The 22119-nt window shown below is 72.6% G+C and carries 25 protein-coding genes; 16 read left to right on the forward strand and 9 right to left on the reverse strand.

Translation table 11 applies throughout. The features are described from left to right. Positions 1-221: 221 nt before the first annotated feature. On the forward strand, positions 222-1178 hold the full coding sequence (locus ACIRST_RS05710) for a hypothetical protein (RefSeq protein WP_402800338.1): 957 nt from the start codon (positions 222-224) through the stop codon (positions 1176-1178). A gap of 80 nt (positions 1179-1258) precedes the next feature. On the opposite strand, the gene ACIRST_RS05715 is transcribed toward ACIRST_RS05710, so the two are convergent. From ACIRST_RS05715 to ACIRST_RS05725, 3 genes are all read right to left on the reverse strand, one after another. Next, positions 1259-1570 (reverse strand): hypothetical protein, encoded by a 312-nt coding sequence (locus ACIRST_RS05715; RefSeq protein ID WP_350521146.1) that lies wholly within the window; start codon positions 1568-1570, stop codon positions 1259-1261. Between the two features lie 264 nt (positions 1571-1834). After that, entirely contained in the window at positions 1835-2110 is a 276-nt protein-coding gene (locus ACIRST_RS05720; protein ID WP_402800340.1) for a hypothetical protein, read from the reverse strand. Beyond that, entirely contained in the window at positions 2107-2541 is a 435-nt protein-coding gene (locus tag ACIRST_RS05725) for an ATP-binding protein (protein WP_402800342.1), read from the reverse strand. Before ACIRST_RS05725 ends, ACIRST_RS05720 begins: the two co-directional genes overlap by 4 nt. A 239-nt stretch (positions 2542-2780) precedes the next feature. On the opposite strand from ACIRST_RS05725, the gene ACIRST_RS05730 reads away from it, so the two are divergent. The 3 genes from ACIRST_RS05730 to ACIRST_RS05740 all read left to right on the forward strand — a co-directional run bounded on the left by ACIRST_RS05730 (position 2781) and on the right by ACIRST_RS05740 (position 4160). Next, entirely contained in the window at positions 2781-3638 is an 858-nt protein-coding gene (locus ACIRST_RS05730) for a helix-turn-helix domain-containing protein (RefSeq protein WP_402800344.1), read from the forward strand. 34 nt (positions 3639-3672) lie between these two features. Further along, on the forward strand, positions 3673-3876 hold the full coding sequence (locus tag ACIRST_RS05735) for a DUF397 domain-containing protein (protein WP_350521150.1): 204 nt from the start codon (positions 3673-3675) through the stop codon (positions 3874-3876). Positions 3877-3959: 83 nt separating this feature from the next. Beyond that, positions 3960-4160 (forward strand): DUF397 domain-containing protein, encoded by a 201-nt coding sequence (locus tag ACIRST_RS05740; protein WP_350521151.1) that lies wholly within the window; start codon positions 3960-3962, stop codon positions 4158-4160. A gap of 48 nt (positions 4161-4208) precedes the next feature. Here the strand turns inward: ACIRST_RS05740 and ACIRST_RS05745 are convergent, their stop codons facing one another. Continuing rightward, a complete protein-coding gene (locus ACIRST_RS05745; protein ID WP_402800348.1) occupies positions 4209-5372 on the reverse strand; it encodes a permease in 1164 nt (387 codons plus the stop codon). Positions 5373-5594: 222 nt separating this feature from the next. Between ACIRST_RS05745 and ACIRST_RS05750 the strand changes: the two genes are divergently transcribed. From ACIRST_RS05750 to ACIRST_RS05765, 4 genes are read left to right on the forward strand one after another with little or no spacing between them, the layout of a single operon-like run. Next, complete coding sequence (locus ACIRST_RS05750) at positions 5595-5909, forward strand: hypothetical protein (protein WP_402800350.1); 315 nt, start codon at positions 5595-5597, stop codon at positions 5907-5909. Then, positions 5906-7501: a hypothetical protein gene (locus tag ACIRST_RS05755; protein ID WP_402800351.1), complete on the forward strand. Its 1596-nt coding sequence runs from the start codon at positions 5906-5908 to the stop codon at positions 7499-7501. Before ACIRST_RS05750 ends, ACIRST_RS05755 begins: the two co-directional genes overlap by 4 nt. Continuing rightward, positions 7498-7887: a hypothetical protein gene (locus ACIRST_RS05760; RefSeq protein ID WP_350521155.1), complete on the forward strand. Its 390-nt coding sequence runs from the start codon at positions 7498-7500 to the stop codon at positions 7885-7887. The genes ACIRST_RS05755 and ACIRST_RS05760 overlap by 4 nt, the downstream gene beginning before the upstream one ends. Then, positions 7887-8387 (forward strand): hypothetical protein, encoded by a 501-nt coding sequence (locus ACIRST_RS05765; RefSeq protein WP_350521156.1) that lies wholly within the window; start codon positions 7887-7889, stop codon positions 8385-8387. The genes ACIRST_RS05760 and ACIRST_RS05765 overlap by 1 nt, the downstream gene beginning before the upstream one ends. Positions 8388-8460: 73 nt before the next feature. Here ACIRST_RS05765 and metF read toward each other — a convergent pair whose 3' ends face one another. Continuing rightward, positions 8461-9417: a methylenetetrahydrofolate reductase [NAD(P)H] gene (gene metF, locus ACIRST_RS05770; protein WP_402800353.1), complete on the reverse strand. Its 957-nt coding sequence runs from the start codon at positions 9415-9417 to the stop codon at positions 8461-8463. Between the two features lie 244 nt (positions 9418-9661). On the opposite strand from metF, the gene ACIRST_RS05775 reads away from it, so the two are divergent. Both ACIRST_RS05775 and ACIRST_RS05780 read left to right on the forward strand, forming a co-directional pair. Next, on the forward strand, positions 9662-9991 hold the full coding sequence (locus ACIRST_RS05775; protein ID WP_402800356.1) for a heavy-metal-associated domain-containing protein: 330 nt from the start codon (positions 9662-9664) through the stop codon (positions 9989-9991). Between the two features lie 114 nt (positions 9992-10105). Then, positions 10106-10387, forward strand: a complete 282-nt coding sequence (locus ACIRST_RS05780; RefSeq protein ID WP_350521159.1) for a metal-sensitive transcriptional regulator — start codon at positions 10106-10108, stop codon at positions 10385-10387. 471 nt (positions 10388-10858) lie between these two features. Here ACIRST_RS05780 and ACIRST_RS05785 read toward each other — a convergent pair whose 3' ends face one another. Continuing rightward, positions 10859-11401 (reverse strand): MOSC domain-containing protein, encoded by a 543-nt coding sequence (locus ACIRST_RS05785; protein WP_350521160.1) that lies wholly within the window; start codon positions 11399-11401, stop codon positions 10859-10861. Between the two features lie 123 nt (positions 11402-11524). Next, the gene (locus tag ACIRST_RS05790) at positions 11525-12163 is read right to left on the reverse strand and encodes a TetR/AcrR family transcriptional regulator (protein WP_350521161.1); all 639 of its coding nucleotides are present in this window, start codon (positions 12161-12163) and stop codon (positions 11525-11527) included. 140 nt (positions 12164-12303) lie between these two features. On the opposite strand from ACIRST_RS05790, the gene ACIRST_RS05795 reads away from it, so the two are divergent. Further along, positions 12304-14037: an FAD-dependent monooxygenase gene (locus ACIRST_RS05795; protein WP_402800357.1), complete on the forward strand. Its 1734-nt coding sequence runs from the start codon at positions 12304-12306 to the stop codon at positions 14035-14037. Here ACIRST_RS05795 and ACIRST_RS05800 read toward each other — a convergent pair. Beyond that, entirely contained in the window at positions 14019-14447 is a 429-nt protein-coding gene (locus ACIRST_RS05800; protein ID WP_350521163.1) for a DUF4345 domain-containing protein, read from the reverse strand. The genes ACIRST_RS05795 and ACIRST_RS05800 overlap by 19 nt on opposite strands. 147 nt (positions 14448-14594) lie before the next feature. Here ACIRST_RS05800 and ACIRST_RS05805 point away from each other — a divergent pair, with 147 nt between their 5' ends. Together ACIRST_RS05805 and ACIRST_RS05810 are read left to right on the forward strand one after the other, a co-directional pair. Then, the gene (locus tag ACIRST_RS05805) at positions 14595-15233 is read left to right on the forward strand and encodes a helix-turn-helix domain-containing protein (RefSeq protein WP_350521164.1); all 639 of its coding nucleotides are present in this window, start codon (positions 14595-14597) and stop codon (positions 15231-15233) included. A gap of 126 nt (positions 15234-15359) precedes the next feature. After that, positions 15360-16661, forward strand: coding sequence for a cytochrome P450 (locus tag ACIRST_RS05810; RefSeq protein ID WP_402800359.1), 1302 nt, complete (start codon positions 15360-15362; stop codon positions 16659-16661). 177 nt (positions 16662-16838) lie between these two features. Here ACIRST_RS05810 and ACIRST_RS05815 read toward each other — a convergent pair whose 3' ends face one another. After that, entirely contained in the window at positions 16839-18053 is a 1215-nt protein-coding gene (locus tag ACIRST_RS05815) for a Dyp-type peroxidase (protein ID WP_402800361.1), read from the reverse strand. Between the two features lie 238 nt (positions 18054-18291). Between ACIRST_RS05815 and ACIRST_RS05820 the strand changes: the two genes are divergently transcribed. The 3 genes from ACIRST_RS05820 (at position 18292) to ACIRST_RS05830 (ending at position 21912) form a co-directional block, all read left to right on the forward strand. Continuing rightward, positions 18292-19449 (forward strand): right-handed parallel beta-helix repeat-containing protein, encoded by a 1158-nt coding sequence (locus ACIRST_RS05820; RefSeq protein ID WP_402800363.1) that lies wholly within the window; start codon positions 18292-18294, stop codon positions 19447-19449. A gap of 192 nt (positions 19450-19641) precedes the next feature. Next, complete coding sequence (locus tag ACIRST_RS05825) at positions 19642-20376, forward strand: TSUP family transporter (protein WP_402800365.1); 735 nt, start codon at positions 19642-19644, stop codon at positions 20374-20376. Between the two features lie 168 nt (positions 20377-20544). Further along, positions 20545-21912 carry an MFS transporter gene (locus ACIRST_RS05830; RefSeq protein WP_402800368.1) on the forward strand — a complete coding sequence of 456 codons (1368 nt, stop codon included), beginning with the start codon at positions 20545-20547 and terminating at the stop codon, positions 21910-21912. Positions 21913-22119: the final 207 nt, after the last annotated feature.

The raw sequence follows: 22119 nt of genomic DNA on the forward strand, positions 1-22119 counted from the left end.
GGGCCGTCATACCTCGCAGGGGTATCGGGCGGTGCCGGGTTCATTTATACCCCCGAGGGGTATCGAGAGCAAGCCCTGGCAGATACCCCCCATAGGTATTTTTCGCCGCTTCGATCCGCTTGACTTGATACCCCCATGGGGTATTCACTCATGGACGTCGAGCGGGGCCGGGCCCCGCGCCGGACTGCCCGTACGCCCGCCCGCCCGAGGAGAACCCCGCCATGAACACCGCGCTGCGCATCACCGCCTTCACCGCCGGCCTCGCCGCCGCGTTCGGCCTCGCCCTCGGCGTCGGCAACGCCACCGGCAGCGGCACCTCCCCCCAGCCCGCCACGGCCCGGCACGGCGGACACGACACCGGGAACAGCGGGAACGCCGGGAACGCCGGACACACCGGACACGCCGAGGAGGCGGGCGACGGTGCCGCCGGCGAGCACCTGCCCGGCGGGCTGCAGATCTCCGAACGCGGCTACACGCTCAGCGTCGAGAACCCCTTCGTCACCGCCGGCTCCCCCACCGACCTGCGGTTCCGCATCCTCGGCGCCGACGGCCGGCCGGTCACCTCCTACCAGCAGCAGCACGAGAAGGACCTGCACCTGATCGTCGCCCCGCGCGACCTCTCCACCTACCAGCACCTGCACCCGACCCTCGGCGCCGATGGCACCTGGAGCGCCCCGACCGCCGTCCCCGCAGCCGGGGAGTACCGGGTGTTCGCCGACTTCACCCCGGCCGGCGCCGCCGAGGGCCTCACCCTCGGCGCCGACCTGCACGCCGCCGGCGACCTGCGCCCGGCCCCGCTCCCGCAGATCGGACGGACCGTCACCGTCGACGGCTACACCGTCACCCTCGGCGGCGACCTCGCCCCCGGGCGCAGCGGCCGGCTCACCCTGAGCGTCAGCAAGGACGGCCGGCCGGTCACCGACCTCCAGCCCTACCTCGGGGCGTACGGCCACCTGGTCGCCCTCCGCGCCGGCGACCTCGCCTACCTGCACGTCCACCCGGACACCACCGCCCCGGGCCCGGAGATCGGCTTCACCACCACCGCCCCGAGCGCCGGCAGCTACCGCCTCTTCCTGGACTTCAAGCACCAGGACACCGTCCGCACGGCGGCCTTCACCCTGACAGCCGACGGCGCCACCATCGCTGCCACGGGGGACACGGGCGTCCACCAGCACTGAACGCGCTTCCCAACGGAAGATGCCGGGCGATCCCGAATCTGGGATCGCCCGGCATGGTCTTGTTCACACCCTTGATCGGGTCAGTCGGCCAACTCGGGGACGGGGACGGGCCCGAGGTCACCCTCGGGCTCGCAGGCGAGACGGGCATGCAACGCGGGGTCCGCGTGGATCTCGGCGCTGCGCTTCCACTGGGCGAGCAGCACCGCGATCGGGGCGAGGTTGTCCGGATCCGCCTCATTGTGTGCCGTGTCGGTCAGTTCGGTGAGCAGGGTCTCGATGTCCTCACTGGGCAGGGACACAACCCATGGCACGACTTCGGGCAGTAGGCCGCGCAGTGCGGTGATGCTCCCGGCTTGCGCCAGGCCAGCGAGCAGGCCGTAGGTGTCGTTCACAGGTGCGCAGATTACTCGGATGAACATGCCCAGACGGAAAGTGCCGGGCGGTCCGGGAGGGATCGCCCGGCACCGCTGCTCACCCTCGGGCGGCTTGCCGGAGCACCGTGCGGAGAAGGGCTTCGGCGTTGCCCGGGGTGGCCGCCCAGAGCTGCATCTCGGCATGGGCGGCCTGGCGGCGCGGGCTGACGGCGCGGACCGGGCGGGAGAACTGGGCGCTGAGACACCACCACATCTCGATGCGGGCCCAGGTGAGTCGCCGGATCACTCGGCGGCCGGCCGGAGGTCAATGAGGTGGGACTCGATCCCCACGAAGGCGAGCACTCGCACCGCGCCGACGTGGATCAACTGGTGGGCGATCCGCTTGGCAGAGGCCGGGGAGAAGTAATCGGCGAGGTAGCCGGCCTGGTCCTCGTCCAACGGGAGCCGGGCGAGGCTGGCGCGGACGGCGTCGAGGGCATCGGGGAGCTTGGCGAAGGTGGCGACCTTCGCGACGCCCTTGATCTCGACGCTGACGGGGAAGGGGAGTTCGACGCTCACTGCGAGCCCCCGTCGATCAACGCCCACACCATCTTGCCGATGCCACCGGCGCGGGGGCCGCAGCCCCAGCCGGACGCCAGCTGGGAAACGAGCCAGAGCCCGCGCCCGCTCTCGTCCTGCTCGGTGGCGGGGTGCGGCACGGACGGCTGGTTGGCGTCGGCGTCGTGCACCTCGATGCGAAGCGAGTCGGGGTCGAGTTCGAACCGGATGAAGATGAGCCGCCCCGGCGGGGTCTTGGCGTGCAGGACCGCGTTGGTGACGAGCTCCCCGAGCAGCAACTCGCCGGTGTCGAGGAACCGTTCACCGTCAGGCTGGCCGGCGAGGAAGGTGCGGAGCAACCGCCGGGCGAACCCGGCGGACTTGTGGTGCCTGGGCAGCCACCACGAGTACGGGCTGGTGGGGGCGGGCGGCTTCTCCAACTTTCCGGGCATGGCGGGGCCTCCTCCGGGGGTGGTGGGAAAGTTCGCGATCCGAAGGCGGCGGAGGGCAAAGGGATGCCCGAGCGATGAGCCGCATTGATCACGCTGTGTGTCGCATCGCACTACGCCAAGTAGCATGCACCGCATCAGTGCTCATCGCAACATGCCGTTCTGCATCAGTGCAGATTGGCTAGCCTGGATCAGATGCCACGTCACAAGGCAGACTGGACAGGCCTCAGGGAAGGAACGCCGTGACTGACGAATCAAGGCCGACCGTGCGCGGCCGCCGTCTTGGCTCAGAGCTTCGCCGGCTTCGGGAGTCGGCGAGCAAGAGCACAGACGACGCCGCAGGTGCTCTGAAGTGCTCGCGCGCGAAGATCAGCCGCATAGAGACCGGCGTTGTCGGGATCCGGCGTTTGGACCTCGGCATCCTGCTGGACGTCTATGGAGTGACCGAGCCCCGGGACAGGGACGCCCTCGAAACACTCGCTCGGGAAAGCAAGAAGCGCGGCTGGTGGCACGACTACGGCGACACGATTCCGCCCGCCTACGCCGACTACCTTGACCTGGAGGGCGACGCCCGGTACATCCGAACGTGGCAACCTCTGGTCATCCCAGGCCTCTTGCAGACCGAGGACTACGCCCAGGCTTTGCTGGAAGCGAACCCCGCCGCTGTTCGGCCGGAGCGCATCGATCAGTTGGTCAAGGTGCGAATGGAACGCAAGGCGGTCTTGACCAAGCCGGACCCGGCACGCTTCTGGGCAATCATCTGGGAACCCGCCCTCCGATGCCCTGTGGGTGGGGCTGACGTACACCGAGCACAGTTGCATTACCTCGCCGAGGCATCGCAGCTCCCCAACCTCACAATGCAGGTCGTGCCACTGGAGGTGGGGGCAGTTGCCGGAGCGTGCGGCGGGTTCGTGATGCTCGGGTTCACGGACTCGTCCACTTCCGGCGCGGTGGCCCTGGAGACGCTGACCAGCAGTCACTACCTGGAGAAAGAGGCGGAGCTGGCCGGCTACGGGCTCGTCTTCGACTACCTGCGGTCGTCAGCTCTGAACCCGACCCAGTCGCTCGATATGATCACCGCCATCGCGGCAGAGACGTGAGTGCCGGATCCGACAAGAGGGTGAGAGTGTAACCATGCCGGAGATCTCAGCTCGGGGCTGGTACAAGAGCAGCTACAGCGCTCAGGCGACTGAGTGCGTAGAAACAGGGCACATCACCGTCGGTGGAATGGCCGTACGAGATTCCAAGGACCCCAACGGCCCGACGCTCGCCTTCCTCACCGACGCCTGGACGGCCTTCCTCACCGCCATCAAGACCGGGGACATCCCCAGCGCGTGAACAACCCCGCGTGGGAAGTCGGCCCGTCCGACTTCCCACGCGAGTTCAACGGCAGTTACGCGAAGGACACCGATCGGAGTGCTATGGATCTGAGCCGTGCCGTATGGCGCAAGAGCAAGTTCAGCGCCAACCAGGGGAACTGTGTCGAGGTCGCGGACGGCTTCCTTGACACCGTCCCGGTCCGCGACTCCAAGGACCCCAACGGCCCCGCGCTCGTCTTCCCCTCCGACGCATGGACGGCGTTCGTCACCGCCATCAAGACCGGGGACATCCCCAGCGTCTGAACTCCCTGCGCGAGAAGTCGGCCTGGCCGACTTCTCGCGCAAACTTCATCAGCGGTGACCGTGGCCCGTGCGCCCACCCGCATCGGGGGCGCTGCCCATCATGCGGAGCATCGCCCGGCCGCCGGTGCGGAAGAAGCGGACCAGCAGGGCGGCGGCGAGCAGCAGGAAGACGATGTTGAGCCAGGTCGTGTAGTTCCACTGGACGCCGGACATCGGGATCTCCACGTCGCGGTTGTCCGGGATCAGGCCGAGGGCACCGAAGACGAGCTCGACGAAGTAGCCGGCGAGGACCATCGCCACATAGAAGGTGCCGAGCAGGAACAGCGCCGTCCGCCGACCGTAGTACTTCCGGTAGATGTTCAGGATCGGCAGGATCAGCAGGTCCGCGAAGATGAACGCGACCACTCCGCCGAAGCTGATCCCGCCCTTCCACAGCACCACCGCCAGCGGCACGTTGCCGATCGAGCAGACGAACGACGCGATCGCCACCAGCGGGCCGACCAGTGGGCCCCAGAGCTTGCTCGCGAGCGGGTGGTCGACGAAGAAGAAGGACTGCCAGAAGGAGTCGGGCACCCAGGCGGCGATGGCGCCGGCGATGAGCAGGCCGAGGACGAGGTCCCGCAGGATCGCCGCCCACTCCATCACGAAGACGTGGGAGACCGAGGTGAATCCCTTCCCCGTGAGCAGCCGGCGGGCGAAGGAGCCCTCCCCCGCCACCGACATGTCCATCGCCGCGTGGCCCTCCATCGAGCCCGCCCGGCCGTGCTCGGCCTGCTCGCGGGCCTCCCGCAGCAGCCGGTCGGTCAGCAGCCGCCGGAACAGCACGGCGAGCAGCAGGATCATCACCGGCCCGCCGACGAACTCGGCCGCGGTGAACTGCCAGCCGAGCAACAGGGCGAGGATGATGCCGAGTTCGATCACCAGGTTGGTCGAGGCGATCTCGAAGGCCATCGCGGCGGTGAAGTCCGCGCCCTTGCGGAACAGCGAGCGGGCCAGGGCGACGGCGGCGTAGGAGCAGGACGAGGAGGCGACGCCGAGGCCGGCCGCGGCAGCGAGGGTGCGGGGGCGGTCGTCGCCCAGCAGCCGGACCACGGTGGCCTTGTGGACGACGGCCTGGACGACGGCGGAGAGCAGGAAGCCGAGGATCAGCGCCCAGGTGATCTCCCAGGTCATCGATCCGGCGATGGACAGCGCGTGCAGGATCGCGTGCATGGTGGTCCGCCTTCCCGGTTGGCGCCCGGGCCGGGCACCGTGCCGTGGGAGTCCGCTGGGCGCGGCCACGATATACCCGTACGGGGTATTGGCCTGCGTGGCGCGCCGACATCCCTCCCCGGACCGACCCCGGAACCGGCGCTCCCCCGGTTACGTCTATGCTCGTCGACCGTGCTCGTCCGATCACGGCGAGCCATGGAGCTTCTTGGGGGAGAGCAGCCGATGCCCGACTCGGTGGGGTACACCGTCCAGCCCGACGCGTTGGAGCACGTGACGACGGCACTCAACAACGTCGCGACCGACCTGGCCTCGGCCAACCAGTCCTACACCGCGCAGACGCCCGTCCAGTCCGCCGACTTCGGCGAGTTCGGCGTGGACCAGGCCTGGGCGGGCTTCGACAGCAACTGGAGCCAGGAACTGCACGTCACCCAGCGCGCCGTGGCGCAACTGGTCCAGAAGATGTCGGCCACCAACGCCAACTACCGTGCCGCGGAGTCGAAGCTCGCCGCGTCACTGACCCCGGCGCAGACGCGATGAGCAAGGTCGCGGACCTGCAGAAGGCGCAGCAGGCCATCACCCACCCCGGCGACAGCTTCTTCATCGGCCCCGTCCTGCTCGGTGCGATCGGCAAGGCCCTGGCAGTGCCCCGGCCGGCCGGGAACCCGGGCGCGATACGAGAGCGGGCCAAGGCGTACGCGGAGACCGCCAAGGCCTACGCCAAGGCGTCCACCGACCTCGGGGAGGTCGCCGACAACCGCCTTCCGAACGCCTGGACCGGCTCGGTCGCCGAGAACGCCACCCAGTCCATCCGGGCGCTGGCGAACGAACTGAGCGTCTCCCAGAAGTCGTTGGAGCAGGCCGCCACCGAGCTGAACACCTGGGCAGACAACCTGGAAGGGGCCCAGAGCACCGACGCGCAGGGCGTGACCGCCCTGGAGAACGTGCAGAAGTCCCTCGCCCACGACGCCTTCGACATGGGCACAGCCATCGCCGCCATCGAACCCGCCAACACGGCCGTGGGAACCAGGATCTCGGCCGCCCAGCGGGCGGAGAGCAGCGGCACCCACGCCGCGAGCATGCTCAACCAGCTCGCCGCCAGGGCCCGCACCGAGCGCGCCGGACAGGGGCCGATCGACCCCCTCGCGGCGCTGGTACTGGCGAACGAGAAGGGCCCCGGCGGCGGTGCGGACGGCGACTACATCCTGACGGACGGCCAGCTCGACCGCGCCGAGCAGTTCATGTCCGTGATGAACGGCACCGACCAGCTGGCCTTCCAGAAGCTCCTGTCCGACGCCAAGTCGCCGGAGGAGGCCGCCTACCTCTGGAAGGCCCTGGCGGCCGGCCACCCGGTGGCCGACGTCCAGCAGTTCGCCGCGCTGATCCACCCCCACGGCGACGACCCGCGCTGGCTGTCCGAACACCTGGTCCCGGCGCTCGCCACGGACCCCCTGCAGGAGGAGTCCACCACCCACACGATCCTCCTGAACTACAAGGGCACCCAGATCGTCGACGGCTACGACATCTACAGCCAGCGCAACGTCGGCGACTGCGTAGCCGCCTCCACGATGGTCGCGAGCCTCAAGCTCGACCCGGTGACGATGCTGCAGCTCACCACCGGCAACATGACCGACGTCCCGGGAGCCGACTCGCCCCAGTACTTCCAGCAACGCCTCCAGCAGCTCTTCATCGGCCAGTACCAGCAGGGCCAGTTGGCCGACGGCGGCACCAAGGTCTACCCGGAGAACGGCGGCGGAATCGGCCCCAAGGGCAACACCTTCCTCGCCAACCAGAACCTCGGGAAGGCCACGGGCTCGACCTACGAGTACGTCAACCTGGACACCGACGACGACCGGCGCGCGGCCGTCACCCGGATCGAGAAGGCCCTGGACGAGGGCAAGCCGGTGCCGTTCTGCGCCTTCGACGAGGCCAGCAAGGCGGCCGGCAAGGACGGCGGCTACCACCAGATGGTGATCGTGGCCCGGGACGGCGACCGCCTGCAGGTCTACAACCCCTGGGGCCAGTCGGTGTGGGTGACCGAGGACCAGTTCATCCACAACAGCATCAATACCGGTGGCCTCACCGGCGATGCGAAGATCAACCGGCCCTACGGCGCGGAGCTTCCGAAATGACCGATTTCCTCCCCGACACCGAACTGATGACCGGCTACGACGTCGAGTCCGCCCTCACCCGTGGCCTGCTGATCGACGGAGTCCCACGCCGGGTGCTCTTCGGCGAGGCGGCCATCGCCGCCTCCTACCAGGCCGAGGCCCTGCGCATCGGCCCCGACCCCCTGGGCGTCCTGGCCCAGTACGTGCGCGCCGGCGGCTTCGCCGCCGCGCTCGACCTGCCCGAACCGGTGATCGGCCGGGAACCGGGCGAGCTGGTCCGCGGCTGGCTGCGCGCCGCCGCGGCCGGCGGGGCGGACCTCGGCCGCGAGGTCCTGTTCGCACGCTGGCTGGCCGAGGTAGCGCTCCTGATCGCCATGCGTCGCCACGTCCGGGAAGGGAACACCTGATGCGCCGAACCATCACGAGCGTGGTGGCACTCGTGGCCGTCGCCCTGCTGCTCTTCTCCTACCTCGACGACTGGTGGTCCGACTCCGACCCGGCCGGTCCCGCGGCCGCCACCGCCACCCGGCCGCAGGTGGAGGTTTCCCTCCCCGACGACGCGGGAGACGGCCGGTCCCCGTACCCGCCCAGCACGGTGACCCTGGCGGTCGGACAGCAGCTCGGTGTCAGGACGACCGGGGGTGCCCGGCCACTGTGGTGGTACCTCTCCTCGGCGGGCGACGGCAGCGTGCTGCGCCCCGGCAAGGACTTCGTCATCACTCCCTGCCCCACGGACGAGCCCAAAGCGGGCTGCGGCTCCGAGTTCGACCTGACCTTCACCGCCCTGGCGCCCGGAACCACCACACTGACGTGGTTGTTCGGCGAGGGGGGCTGCCACGACGGCGTACCGACGTACGACTTGGAAAGGTGCGATATCTCCAAGAGCATCCAGGTCACCGTGCACTGATCAAGGGCTCCCGCTCGACGTGAGGAAGTCCGACCGGACGCCCCCGGTCACGTGATCGCCGCGCGCGCTCGCGTCAGATGCGGCTGCCGATCAGCGGCCGGGCCTCCGGAGCCGGCGCCTCCTCCCCCGCCGACCGGTCGAGCCCGAGGTTGCGGTGGATCTCCAGTGCGGCGGTGGAGCGGTTCAGGGTGATGTAGTGCAGGCCGGGCGCGCCCTCGCTCAGTAGGCGCTCGGCCATCCGGGTGGCGTGGTCGACGCCGATGCGGTGCGCGGCCGCCCGGTCGCCGCGGGCCGCCTCCAGCCGCAGCGCCAGGCCGGCCGGGAAGGACGCCCCGCTGAGCTCGGCGAAGCGGCTGATCTGGCGCACGTCGGTGGCGGGCATGATCTCCGGGATGACCGGGGTCCCGCAGCCCGCCGCGGCCAGCCGGTCCCGCAGCCGCAGGTAGTGCTCGACCTCGAAGAACATCTGGGTGACGGCGTAGTCGGCGCCCGCCCGGCACTTGGCGACGAAGTGCCGGACGTCGTCGTCCCAGTCCGCGGAGCGCGGGTGGCGCTCGGGGAAGGCCGCCACGCCGACGGTGAACGCGCCGCACTGCTTGACCAGCCGGACCAGGTCGACGGCGTGCCGCAGGCCCTGCGGGTGCTGCTCCCAGACGCCGTTGGGGTTGCCGGGCGGGTCGCCGCGCAGGGCGAGCACGTCACGGATCCCGACGTCCGCGTAGCGCCGCAGGACGGCCTGCAGTTCGGCGGTGGAGTGGCCGACGGCGGTCAGGTGGGCGACCGGGCGCAGCGTGGTCTGCGCGGCGATCCGCTCGGTGGTCTCGATGGTGCGGTCGCGCGAGGAGCCGCCGGCACCGTAGGTGACCGAGACGAAGGTCGGCGCGGCCGCCTCCACCCGCCGGATCGCGGCCCACAGGGCGCGCTCGCCGGAGTCGTCCTTGGCGGGGAAGAACTCGAAGGAGTACGTCCGTTCGCCGGCGGCGAGGATCTCGCGCAGGCCGCGCGGGCCGGGTCGGGTGGTCTGGTCCATGGGGTTCACCTCGTGTGGTGGGCGGGGTCGGGACGGCGCCCTCCCACCCTGCCCGACCACCCGCAACAGGGGCGCCACAGCGCGGCGTTGACGTATCCGGGGCGGGTGGAGGCGGCCGCCGAACAGGGGCCCGCCCGACCCCTTGGATACCCTAGGGGGGTATGGTACCTTCTCGCATGAAGGAAGCAGCCGGCCGACCGGGCCACTCCGGAAGGCGCCGGGCACTGACGACAGGAGCACACCCATGAGCGAGACCAGCGAGACCACCCTCACCGTCGAGTCGACCACCGCCGGGGCCTCCTCCTGCTGCGGCTCGTGCAGCACCGGCGGCGACGCGACCCCCGAGGACGCGTCCGCCCTGACCTCGGCCTTCCAGGTCAAGGGCATGACCTGCGGCCACTGCGTCACCTCGGTCACGGCCGAGTTGAAGAAGGTCGAGGGCGTCACCGACGTCGCCGTGGACCTCGCCTCCGGCAGGGTCACCGTCCGCAGCACCCGGCCGCTGGCCGACGCCGACGTGGCCGCCGCCGTCGACGAGGCCGGCTACGACCTGGTCGGCCGCCTCGACGGCTGACCCCCGAGGCCCGGACGGACGGGCGGGCGCCACCGCCCGTCCGGGCCGACTCCCCCGCCGGAGCGCGCCGGTAGAGTGAGCACCCTCCTCACCGCACAGGAACCGGAGACGGCCATGGCCAGCTACAGCTCCCACAAGGACGACTTCCTCAAGCGGCTCCGCCGCATCGAGGGACAGATCCGCGGCCTGCAGCGCATGGTCGAGCAGGACACCTACTGCATCGACGTCCTCACCCAGGTCTCCGCCGCCAGCCGCGCACTCCAGTCCTTCGCCCTCCAACTCCTGGACGAGCACATCGAGTGCTGCGTCCGCGACGCCATCGCCGAGGGCGGCCAGGAGGCGGGCGTCAAGATCCGCGAGGCCAACCAGGCGATCGCCCGCCTCGTCCGGTCCTGATCCGACCGGCACGACACCCGCTCCGCGCACGGGGCCCGCGAGAACGGGCCCACGGCCGAACCCGGGAGAGTGGAACCCCGGGGAGGCGGAAGCCGGGTACGGGTGGGGGGTATCGGACCAGGGGTATCCTCGAAGCCCTTCGGGCCTGCGGGGCAGACGAGTTGGGGGATCCGCCGCGGCGTCGATCGAGTTCGTCCGCCGACTGGACGGTCTGGTCTACCACTTCGACCAGTGCGGCTGGTGCACCGTCGACGCCGCCGGGGCGCCCAACTCCGCGCCGCTGCCCGAGGGAACGGCCGGGGATCCGGTCCCGCCGCTCTGCGCCTGGCACAGCCGGAAAGGCCGGGAAGTCGCACCTCTACGACCTGCGCCGGGTCGACGGGCAACCGCCGCGCTGACGGTCCGCGCGCCCCCTGACGTCCGGTCGTGAACCGTCGCGCCCGGGCACGACCTCAGCCCGGTCGCGGACCGTCAGACCCGGTCGAGCGCCCGGTGCGGCCCGTCCGGCAGTTCGACGGCGATCGCGTCGCCGGGCCGGACCGCGCCGCCCGTACGGACGGTGCCCATGATCCCGGCCCGGCGGACGATCGTCCCGTCCGCGGCGCGGCCGACAACCTGCTTCAGAAGGCCCGTCCGGTAGTTCTCGATCTGTGCGCACGGGTTGCGCAGGCCGGTGATCTCCACCTCGGCCTCCGGACCGATCCGCAGCAGCGCGCCGACCGGCAGGCCGAGCAGGTCCACGCCCTCGGTGGTGATGTTCTCGCCGAGCGCACCCGGCGCCACGTCGAACCCGGATCCGGCGAGCTCGGTGAGCAGTTCGCGGTGGATCAGGTGGACCTGCCGCAGGTTGGGCAGGGTCGGGTCCTGGGCGACGCGCGAGCGGTGCCTGACCGTCACCCCGGCGTGCACATCGCCCTCCACGCCGAGCCCGGCGAGCAACCTGATGCCGGCCCGGTTCGGCTTGGTGAACGCGTACTCGGCGTTGCTGCTGACCGCCACCACGGTGCCGCTCATGCTTCGGACCCTCCTCGCGGACGCACGTTCGATGGGCCCCGAGCATAGGCCAGGCCTGACGGGTCGACGGGATCGATGCCCGGCGGGCCGGTGGGATCGGTGCGCGGCGGGACCGACTGACCGTCAGTTCCCGGACGGGGAGCGCAGCAGCGGCATCACGACCTCGTCCAGCACCTCCGCCACCACGTCGTCGGACGGTACGGCGCCGCCCGTCAGGAAGGCGTCGCGCAGCAGGTCGAGCGGGAGCGAGACGACGCGCGGGGTGATCCGGTCGGGGTTGATCTCGCCCCGGTCGGCCGCGCGGCGCATCATCGCGCCCAGGCTGCCGACCGGCCCCTCGGCGGTGAGCCCGCCGGTGAAGCCGGCCCGCAGTTCGGGATCGCGCAGCAGGTCGACCAGGAAGCCGTGGACGGCGTCGGTCGGCAGGTCGTCGAAGCGGTGCAGCAGACTGGCCATGAAGAGTGCGAGGTCGGTGCGCAACTCGCCGGTGTCCGGCGGCTCCTGGTAGTCGGGGGCGTTGCGGCCGAGGGCGGCGATGACCAGGGCGGCCCGGTTCGGCCAGCGGCGGTAGAGCACCGGCTTGCTGGTCCGCGCCCGGGCGGCGACGCCTTCCATGGTGAGCCGGTCGTACCCGTGGTCGGCGAGTTCGGCCCAGACGGCGTCCAGGATCGCCCGTTCCAGCTCGCTCCCGCGCCGCCGTGACGCGCCGGCCGGCCCCGCCGCCGGTCCGGTTGCCGATCCCGATCCCGCTCTCTCGCTCACCACCGGGTCCCGCGCCTCCCGCGTCCGTCGCACCCACGCTCGTAGATACGTTGCGTTTCTTATCGATTCGAGTCTACAGTCAGAGACAAGAAACGCGCCGTATCTTATGGCCGGATGGATGGGTACCCAGGGGGTCCGTCATGCGCAACGTCACGCCTGCTGTCACGCACAACGCCACACGCACCACCCCGCACACCACGCACACCACGCACGCCGCGCACACCGAACGCACCACCCCGCACGCCGCACGGCCCGCCGGCGACACCGGCCGGGCCGAGGTCCTGGTGGTCGGCGCCGGCCCGGTGGGCCTCGCGCTCGCCCTCGGGCTGGCCCGCGCCGGGGTGGACTGCCGCGTCATCGAGCGGGAGCCGCAGTTCCGCGACCGCGGCGTCCGCGGCAAGGGGATCAACCCGCGCACACTGGAGGTGTTCGACGACCTCGGCGTCGTGGACGCGATCCTCGACCGCGGCACGCTCGACCTCAAGGTCCGGACGTACGAGGGGAGTCGGCTCGTCGGCGAGGTGGACCCGGCACCCGGCAACCGCCCCACCCCCGACCGCCCGTACGCCGGCATGCTGCTGCTCGGCCAGCACCACACCGAGGAGGTGCTGCGCGGACGGCTCGCCGAACTCGGCGTCACCGTCGAGACGGACACCGAACTGGTCGGCTTCACCCAGGACGCGGACGGCGTGCTGGCCACCGTCCGGCGCTCCGGCCGGACCGAACGGCTGGGCGCCCGCTTCCTGGTCGGATGCGACGGCGGCCGCAGCTCCGTCCGGAAGCTGACCGGGATCCCCTTCCTCGGCGAGACCTGGGAGGAGGAACGATTCCTCATGGCCTCGATGGAAGTCGACGGCCTGGACACCGACGCCATGCACATCTGGAACGACCCCCGGCTCGGCGTCGGCGCCCTGGCCATGATCCCGATGCGGGCCGACGCCAACTGGGCGGTGCACGCCTCCGTCGCGCCGGACGAGCACGGCGCGATCCCCGACCCGACCGCGGAGACCTTCCGCCGGCTGTTCGCCGAACGCGCCGCACTGCCCGGGGTCACGCTGCACGAACCGAGCTGGTCCACCGTCTGGCGGCCGACGGTCCGCATGGTCGAGCGCTACCGCGACGGCCGGGTACTGCTCGCCGGCGACGCCGCGCACTGCCACTCCGCGGCGGGCGGCCAGGGCATGAACACCGGCATCCAGGACGCGCACAACCTGAGCTGGAAGCTGGCCGCCGTCCTGCGCGGCGCGCCCGACGCACTGCTCGACAGCTACCAGGACGAGCGCCTGCCCGTCGCCCGCGCCGTCCTCGCCGCCACCTCCGCCCAGCACAAGGCGCTGTTCGGCGCGGACGGCGCCCGCGCGCTGACCGACCAGTTCGTCAACCCGGCCGCCGCCGGCTCCGACTTCACCGGACTCTCCGTCGGCTACCGGAGCGGGCCGCTCGGCCGGAACCTCGACGACGCCACCGGCGTCCGGGCCGGCGACCGCGCCCCCGACGCGCCCTGCACCACCGCCGACGGCAGGCCGACCCGGCTGTTCGACCTCTTCCGCGGCCCGCACTTCACCCTGCTGACCATCGGCGGGCCCACCGATCCGGCCGGTCCGCCCGGTCCGGTCGACCTGCCCGACCTGCTCGACCTGCTCGACCTGCGCTCCGTCGAGCTGCGCCGGGCCGCCGTCCTCGACCCCGACGGCCACCTGGCCCGGGCGTACGGGCTGCGCGGCGGCGCCGTCGTCCTCGTCCGGCCGGACGGCTACGTCGCGCTGACCGGCGCCACCGGCGACCCGGGTGCCACCGACCCGGGCGCCGCCGACCCGGGTGCCACCGACCCGGGCGCCGCCGGGCACCCCGGGGGCTACGCCCCGGTGGCCTGAGCCGGGGCGGAGAGCCGCGACGACGCCTCGGCCCGCGCCCGTTCGTCCGCGTCGGCGAGCCAGAAGTAGACCGGCGCGAGCCCGAGTTCGATCCCCATCAGCACCACCTGGAAGCCGTGCGGCCACCCGTCCACCGCAATGGACAGCACCCGCCCGAGGCCGCCCAGCAGGAACACCGCCGCCAGCCACCGCACCACCCGGGCCGGCACCGGCGCCTGCCGGGCGGCCCAGATCCAGGCGGCGCCGTACCCCGCGAAGATCGCGCCCATGAAGCGGCCGAAGCTGTCGATCGTGGGGCCGGCGTCCGCGGCCCCGGGCACCGCGGCGTTCCCCACCAGGATGTGGAAGAACCCGATCGCCACATCGGCGACCCCCATCGCCCACACGAGCACCCGCAGCGTCTTGGCCATGACCCGTCCACCCGTCGTCGGTCCCGTCGGAGCGCGCCCGCTCGGCGCACGCGCTCACCGGCATGCGCCCTCACGACGCACGCCCTAGTTGACACGCGTCTACTAAGCTCGACCACCAGTGGACACGTGTCAAGTAACCTGGCGCGCATGCCAGTCCACGAACGACGCCGCCGGCTCTCCCCCGCCGAGCGGCGCGCCCAGCTGCTCTCCGTCGGCGCCCGGCTCTTCGCCGCCCGCCCGTACGAGGAGGTGCTGATGGAGGAGGTCGCCGAGCAGGCCGGGGTCTCGCGTGCGCTGCTCTACCGTCACTTCCCGAGCAAGCACGACCTGTTCGCCGAGGTCTACCGGCAGGCGGCCGACGAGCTGCTCGCCAAGTCCCGGTTCGATCCCGCCGACTCCCTGATCGAGCAGCTGGTCGAGGGCATGGACGCCCACCTGGACTACTTCGTCGCCAACCGGCACGCCGTGCTCGCCGCCAACCGGGTCCTGGCCGGGGACCAGGTGATCCAGACGATCATCACCGAGGAGCTCGACGCCCTGCGTGGCCGACTGCTCGGCGTCCTCCCGCTCGCGGACGAGACGGCGCGGCGGGCCGTGTCACAGATCCTGCGCAGCTGGCTGGTGTTCGTCCGGGTGCTGGTCATCGACTGGCTGACCGAGGAGAGCTGCACCCGCGACGAGCTGCGCGACGCCTGCATCGGCGCCGTCCTGGGCGCGCTGCGGCCGTTCCTGCCCGGCGCGCTGTTCGGGGGCATACCATCGGGCACAACGGGAGAAGCGCCCTAAGCCTCCAATTCCCCATGAAAATATGACAGTTGGATCGTCCGTTCTCCTGCTCCCCACTCCCTTCTCCCGTCGACCAGCCGGCCCGCCCACCCGCCACCCGCCGCCCGCCGACCCCCGAAGGGACCCATGGACTCCCCCGCCGCCACCAGGACCGCCCTCCCCCCGCTCCACCGGCTCCCCGTCTCCCCCGTCCGGCCGCCCCACCCGACCACCCTCCCCGACGGCACCCCCGCCTGGCTGGTCACCCGCTACCACGACGTCCGGCAGGTCCTCGGCGACCCCCGGATCACCCGGGCCGACCTGCACGACGTGGGCACCGCGGGCGCCACCGCCGACGTCGCCGCCAACCCGGCGTCCCTGTTCAACCAGGACGGCCCCGCCCACCGCCGCCTGCGCGCCACCGTCCAGCGGGCCTTCACCCCGCGCGCCATCGCCGGCTGGCAGCCCTGGGTCGCGGCCGCCGTCCAGCAGTCGGTGGACGCGCTGGTCGCGGCAGGCCCGCCGGCCGACCTCGTCGCCGCGTTCACCCGGCCGGTGCCGTTCGCCGTCACCACCCGGCTGATGGGGCTCGACGGCGACGGTCCGGACAGCCTGGACGAGGAACGACTGCACCGCTGGACCCTCGCACTGCTCGCCCAGGGCGGCGCCCCGGGCGACGGTTCCGCGGACGGTTCCGCGGACCGGGACGGGGACGGCGACGCGAACGGCGACACGAGCGCGGACGACGCCGCGCACGGCGAGGCGGACGCGGACGACGCCGAAGACCACGCCGAAGCCCTCGCCGAGTACGGCGCGTTCACCACCGAGCTGATCGAACGCCGCCGCCGCGAGCCCGGCGACGACCTGGTCAGCCGCCTCGTCCAGGCCGCCGACCACGACGGCGGCATCCCCGAGGAGTCCCTCGTCCACCTCGTCGCCGGCCTCACCGCCAGCGGCAACGAGAGCGTCGCCGGCGCCCTCGGCAACGCCCTCGTCTACCTCCTCGGCGAACGCGCCGAGCACTGGCCCCGGCTCGCCGACCCGGTCACCGCCGAGCGGACCGCCGAACGCCTGCTGCACTTCATCCCGCTCGGCGACGACGAGGCGACCATCCGCCGCGCCACCGCCCCGATCGAACTCGGCGGTGCCACCATCCCGGCCGACGCCGTCGTCGCCATCAGCCTCGGCAGCGCCAACCGCGACCCGGACGTCTACCCCGAGGGCCTCGACGCCGACCTCGACCTCCCCCTCGCCGCGCCCACCCTCGCCTTCAGCGCCGGTCCGCACTACTGCATCGGCGCCTGGCGCGTCCGCCTCGAAATGCGCGAGTCCCTCCGGCGCCTGGCCGCCGCCCTGCCCGGCCTGCGCCTCACCACCCCGGTCGCGGAGCTCGCGTGGCAGCTCGGCAGCACCACCCGGAGCCCGGCCCGGATTCCGGTCGACTGGTGAACCGCACCGGGCCGTACCGCCCCGACCGCAGGCGGTACGGCCCGCGCGCGGCACCACGCCCGCGCCAGGCACCACGCCCGCGGACGGCGGGTACGGCCCGCGGACGGCGGGTACGGCCCGGTACAGCGGCACGCCCCGCGGGCGCCGGCCCGGTACGGCGCTACGGCCCGCGGGCGTTCAGCCGAACAGTCCCGCCCCCAGCACCCCGCCCTCCTCCGTCCCCGGCAGCACGTACACCACCGCCGACGCCGTGTGCTCCAGGAACGGGTTGAGCGCGTCCCGCGCGGCCAGCCGGTTCTGCACCCGGGTGAACTGCGCCGGGTCCCGCACGAAGGCGCAGAACAGCAGGCCCCGGTCGCCCGGCCCGTCGTCGTAGCTGTAGCCGCGCCGCAGCATCCGGGCGCCGCCGTCCAGCCGGGGGCTGGAGAGCCGGACGTGGGCGGTGGCCGGGATGAGGTACGAACCGTCGGGGTTCTTCGCGTAGATGTCCGGCTCGTCGTGCTCCGCCGAGCCGGTGAGCGGCGCGCCGTCGCCCTCCCGGCGGCCCATCGCCAGGTCCCGGCGGTCCGCGGGGAGGGCGCCGAAGGCCGCCGTGTCCATCCGGATCCGCCGGTAGACCAGGACGGTCCCGTGCCGGTGCGGGCCGGGCGGGCCCCAGACCCACTGCCGGGCGGCCTCCTCGTCCGGGTTCGCGGTGCCGTCCTTGAAGCCGAACAGGTTCCTCGGCGTCGTCCCCGCGGCCGTGCGGGGCAGGAAACCGGACTGCGTCCACCGCACCGAGGCGCCCGCCGCCCCGGCCGCCGCGCCGACCTGCTCGGCGACGACGGACAGCGGCCACCGGTCCGCGGCGCACAGCTGGACCAGCAGGTCGCCGCCGCCGCGCGCCGGGTCGAGCCGGTCCCCCGGGAAGGCGGGCAGCTCCGCCAGCACCGGCGCCGGAACGTTCAGCCCCAGCCGGGAGGCGAGCCCCGGCCCGACCCCCACCAGGCTGCTGAGCCGGGCCGGTTCGCCGCCCTGCAGGCGCGCGTCCGCCGACGTCCCGCTGCTCGCTTCGGCCAGCACCCGGGTCAGCTCCCCGAGCAGGCCCCGCAGGGCGGTCCGGCCGTCCGAGGTGGCGGCGGGCGGCAGGTCGAAGGCGAGCAGCTGGGTGGCCGGCTGCTGCGGGGCCGTCACTCCGGCCTGCCGCTCGCCGTGGAAGGGAACCGACGGCTCGGGCGGCGGCGCCGCGGCCCGTCCGCCGTCGCCCCCGCGGGCGAGCGCCGTGAGGCCGGCGCCGACCCCCGCACCGACCCCGGCGGCCAGCGCCGCCCCGCCCGCCAGCAGGGCCCTCCGGTCCACCCCGGGGCCGACAGTTCGTGGCCGGTCCTGCGCCTTTCCGGTTTCGGCATGCATGGGCGACATTGGAGACGATAGAACACGCCTTATGCAACTTTTGACCACACGTCAATTCCGCTCCACCACAACCCGACGCCCCGGAAAGGCGGTCCGGACCCTCCTCCCCGCCCTGCTCAGTGCCGCCGCGCTCGTCATCTCCGGCTGCTCGTCCGGAGGTTCGACCTCGTCCGATGCAAAACACCCGGAAGGAACGGTCGTTCGGGTCCCACAGCACTTCCCGACCGTCCAGCAGGCCGTGGACGTGGCCCGCGAGGGCGACACCGTCCTGGTCGACCCGGGCACGTACCGCGAGAGCGTCCGGATCACCAAGCCCCGGATCGTGCTGCGCGGCACCGACCGCAACACGGTGGTGCTCGACGGCGGCGTGCGCCTCGCCAACGGCGTCACCGTCACCGGTCCGGGCTCGGTGGTCGAGAACCTCACCGTCCACGGCTACCTCGCCAACGGCGTCCTGTTCACCGGCGTCACCGACGAGAAGCTGCAGCAGCGCGGCGCCGGCGGCTCCGCCTACGACCCCCTGGACACCGCCCGTTTCCCGGCCGTCCAGGGCTTCCGGGCGACCCGCGTCACCGCCTACGACAACGGCCTGTACGGCATCTACGCCTTCGACGCGCGCGGCGGCGTCATCGAGGACTCGTACGCCTCCGGGCAGGCCGACTCCGGCATCTACGTCGGGCAGTGCAAGCCCTGCGACACCCTGGTGCGCGGCAACACCGTCGAGCGCAACGCCGTCGGCATCGAACTCACCAACGCCTCCGACGGGTTGACCATCCTCGGCAACAAGGTCACCGGCAACCGGGTCGGCGTCACCGTCAACTCCAACGACCTGGAGGCCCTCGCCCCGCAGCACGGCGCGGTGATCGCGGGCAACGTCGTCACCGACAACAACGCCGCCGACACCCCCGAGCAGGCCGACGGCGGCTTCGGCATCGGCATCGGCATCGGCGGTGGCACGGCGAACCAGGTGCAGCGCAACCTCGTCCGGGGCAACCGCGCCGTCGGCATCGTCATCACCGACCCGCCCGGCCACCCGGCGAGCGGCAACCGCGTCGAGGGCAACCGCGCCACCGGCAACGGCACCGACCTCGCCCTGGCCTCCGTCGACCCGGCCAACTGCTTCAGCGGCAACCAGCCCGCCGTGCAGAGCCCGGAGAACCTGGAGACGGTGGCGGGCTGCGGGGTCCAGGGCCGCGGACCGGTGCCCGCCGGCCGCACCAGCCCGGTCCAGGCGCCGCCCGGCATCCCGTTCAGCCAGGTCCCGGCCCCGCCCGCGCAACCGTCCCTGCCCGACCCGACCGCCCCCGCCCGCCCCGCGACCGACCTCCCGGGACCGGTCGACCCCGCCGCCTACCCGCTCCCGGACACCGCCGACGCCGTACCCCCTGCCCACTGACGACGGAACCGCCGACCCGCGCCGCGAACGACCGACGGGCCCGTGGCCTCCCCCACGCCGCGGGCCCCCATTGCCCTCCCCGAGCCGGCCTCCCCGAGCCGCCTTCCCGCACCGGCCCGGCCTGCCCCGCGCCGCCCGCAACTCGCCGGTGCGGCATGATCGGTACGGACCGCCCGCCGACCGAGGAGCCCGATGGACCACGGCTGGATCACCGTCCTCCTCCTCGGCTGCACCGTCCTCGCGGGCGCCTCCGTCCAGCGGCTGACCGGCATGGGCTTCGCCCTCGTCGCCGCGCCCGTCCTGGTCCTCCTCCTCGGCCCGAACGGCGGGGTCACCCTGTCGAACCTCGCCGCCGGCGTCATCAGCGCCGTCGGCCTGCCGGGCAGTTGGCGGCAGGTGCGGCTGACGGCAATGCTCCCGCTGATCCTCGCGGCGACCTGCACCGTCCCGGCCGGGGCGTGGGTCGCGGCGGAGGTGCCGGAGCCCGCACTGCTGATCGGCATCGGCCTCCTGGTCAGCCTGGCCTCCCTGCTGGTCCTGCGCGGGGCCAGGGCGTCCGCGCTGCGCGGGGTCGGCGGGGCGCTGGTCGCCGGCGCGACCAGCGGGTTCATGAACTCGGCCGCCGGGGTGGGCGGCCCGGCCGTGTCCCTGTACGCCGTCAACACCGGCTGGACGGCCCGGCAGTTCGTACCCAATGCACAGTTCTACGGCGTGGTGGTGAACGCCGTCTCACTGGCCACCAAGGGCCTGCCCGGACTGGGCGCGTCCGCGTGGTGCCTGGTGGCCGCCGCGCTCGCGGGCGGAGCGGTGATCGGCCGGCTGCTCGCCGAGCGGGTGGCGGAGGACCGCGCCCGGCTGGTGGTGCTCGGCCTGGCACTGGCGGGCGGGCTGACCACGCTCGTCAAGGGCGTCTCCGGTCTCGGCTAGCCCGGGGCCGCGGCCGGCCGGGAGGCACCCCGGGGTCCGCAAACCCGCAGGACAGTCCGGACAGCTCAGGACGTCCCCGACTTCCTTGCCGACACGGTCAGTTCGGGACACCCCGGGCAGTTCGGAATCCGCCCGAACGGTCCTCCGCGGACATGACATACTGCGTCGGTGACCGCAGCAGACCTGGCAGAGAAGCCACCCAAAAGCCGTCCGCGACTGGGCCGGAAGTTCACCCTGCTGTGGTCCGCCTCGGCGATCTCCTCGGTCGGCGACGGCATGCGGGAATCGGCCCTGCCCCTCCTGGCAGTGGCGGTCTCCGACTCGCCCAGCGCGGTCTCGGTGGTCTCCGTCGCCACCTCGCTGCCCTACCTGCTGATGTCCCTGTACGGCGGCGTGCTCGCCGACCGGTCCGACCGGCGGCGGCTGATGTGGACGATCGACGCCCTGCGCGCCGTCGTCGTCCTGGGCTTCGCCGCCTGGGTCTTCGTCGCCGACCCGCCGCTGGTCGCGCTCGCCGCGGTGGCCTTCCTGCTCGGCTGCGGCGAGACGGTCTTCTCCAACGCCGCCACCTCGGTCGTCCCGGAGGTGGTCCGCCCGGACCAGCTCGACGCCGCCAACGGCCGGATGCAGGCCAACATGCTCGTCGGCGGGAACCTGATCGGCCCGCTGCTCGGCTCGGCGCTGTTCGCCGTGGCCGCCGGCTTCCCCTTCACGGTGGACGGCGCCTCCTTCGCGCTCGCCGCCGTCCTGGTCGCCGCGACCGGCCGCTCCACCACCGCCCGGGCCAAGGCCGGCCGCCCGGTGCTCACCGAGATCCGCGAGGGCGTCAACTGGCTGGTCCGCCACCGCGAGGTGCGGATGCTCGCCGTGCTCTCCGCCCTCGGCGCGATGACCTGCTTCATGGGCACCACCATGATGGTCCTGATGGTCACCCGGGTCGTGCACGCCCCCGCCGCCTCGTACGGCATCGTCCTCGCGGCCGGCGCCATCGGCGGCACCGCCGCGAGCACCCTGGCCGGCCGGCTCAGCGGCCTGCTCAACCGGGGCACCAGGATCGCCCTCGCCTTCCTGCTGATGGGCGTCTCGCTGATCCTGATGTCGCTGAGCAACTCGGTGTTCGAGATCGCCGCGCTGTACGGCGTGATCGGCTTCGGCATCGTGACCTGGAACATCCAGGCGATCTCGCTGCGCCAGCAGGCCGTCCCGAAGGAGCTGCTCGGCCGGGTCAACAGCTGCTACATGCTGCTGACCCGACTCGGCATCATGACCGGTGCCGCCCTGAGCGGTTGGATCGCCTCCGTCGCCAGCATCCGGACCCCGATCGTGCTGGCCGGCACCCTGCTGCTCGCCCTGCTGGTCGCGGTGCTGTTCCTGCTCCCCCGGATGACGGCGATGGAGACCCCCCGGGCCGAGGCCCCCGCGCCGGAGGCCGCCGACGCCGCCACCGGCACCGGCACCGGCACCGCCACCGGCACCGCCGCCGCTCCCACCGCTGACGCTCGCACCGCCGACGAGGCCCCGAAGACGGGCGAATGACACCCGCCGGGGGGAAGCGACTCCCCCCGGCAAGGCACGGCAGCCGGAGCGGCTGCGAGCGCACAGGGCAGGAGGCCGGGCACCCGCCCGGCCCGCCACACCCGAGCCGCCCCTTCGCGGCCGTTCGCCCGCAGGTCAAAGGGCATGCACGACAGGACAAATGCGGCAGCAGGAATGCCCGGATGCTGGATCGGAACGCTGGGACCG

This window comes from Kitasatospora sp. NPDC101447 (assembly GCF_044767225.1).
Taxonomy (GTDB): Bacteria; Actinomycetota; Actinomycetes; order Streptomycetales; family Streptomycetaceae; genus Kitasatospora.